This is a genomic window from Ruegeria sp. YKSE079 (genome assembly GCF_059612845.1).
Genome location: NZ_JBXWRJ010000054.1, coordinates 1 through 1,233 on the forward strand (window position 1 = coordinate 1; position 1,233 = coordinate 1,233).

Annotated in this window: 1 protein-coding gene; it reads left to right on the plus strand. The window is 57.3% G+C overall.

What is annotated here, in order from left to right:
* The first annotated feature begins 65 nt into the window (after positions 1–65).
* Positions 66–1,195, plus strand: a protein-coding gene (locus AC2FMY_RS21965; RefSeq protein ID WP_496808108.1) for an IS3 family transposase whose coding sequence is annotated in 2 segments (ribosomal slippage) — positions 66–309 and positions 309–1,195 — 1,131 coding nt in all. Because the reading frame shifts where the segments join, the coding sequence is not laid out codon by codon here.
* Positions 1,196–1,233: the final 38 nt, after the last annotated feature.

Genomic DNA, 1,233 nt, shown 5'->3' on the forward strand with positions numbered 1-1,233 from the left:
ATTGGTCTTGTCGCGGTTTGATGCCGCTCCTTTGATAGCATTTACTGCAACAAAGGAGACGAGCTATGGGACATGGAAGAACGGACGAATTTCGCAAAGATGCGGTGCGTATCGCACTGACCAGCGGGCTGACGCGGAAACAGGTGGCTGACGATTTGGGCGTCGGAATGTCGACACTGAACAAGTGGATCACGGCGCACCGGGACACGGATGTGGTGTCGCATGAGGATCGCGAACTTGCGCTTGAGAACGAACGGCTTCGGCGCGAGAACCGCATACTTCGCGAGGAGAGGGACATCCTAAAAAAGGCCACCCAGTTCTTCGCGAGCCAAAAGCCGTGAGGTTCAGGTTCGTCGAGGAACATCGCAGCAGCTTTCCAACAGATCGGTTGTGTCAGGTTATGAACGTCAGCCCTCGTGGCTTACGAGCATTTCGCAGCCGCCCCGCCAGCCGTAGGCAGCGCACAGACATGGTCGTTCTGGCCCACATCAAGGAACAATCGCGCCTGAGCCTTGGCAGCTATGGCAGGCCTCGGATGACGGAGGAGCTGAAGGAACTGGGCCTGAATGTTGGACACCGCCGTGTCGGGCGGTTGATGCGTGACAACGGGATCGTCGTTGAAAGAACACGTAAATTCAAAGCAACCACGGACAGCGATCACACATTCAACATCGCCCCGAACCTGCTGGATCGCGATTTCTATGCGCCCGAGCCAAACCAGAAATGGGCCGGTGATATCAGTTACATCTGGACCCGCGAGGGGTGGTTGTATCTGGCCGTGATCCTGGACCTGCATTCGCGGCGCGTCATCGGCTGGGCCCTCAGCAATCGCATGAAACGCGACCTGGCGATCCGGGCGCTGAGGATGGCCATTGCCTTGCGAGCCCCGTCCAGGGGCTGCATCTTCCACAGCGACAGGGGCAGTCAATATTGTTCGCATGACTATCAGAAAATCCTGCGAGAGCATGGGTTCAAGGCGTCAATGAGCGGCAAAGGCAACTGCTATGACAATGCCGCCGTCGAAACATTCTTCAAAACCATCAAGGCCGAGCTGATCTGGCGCAGATCGTGGGAAACGCGTCGGCAGGCTGAGACCGCCATCTTCCAATACATCAACGGCTTCTATAACCCGCGCCGTCGGCATTCAGCACTGGGAGGGAAAAGCCCCTTGGCCTTCGAGCGCCAAGTGGCCTAAATGAGCACTTGGAGCGGCACGAAAGCGCGACAAGACCA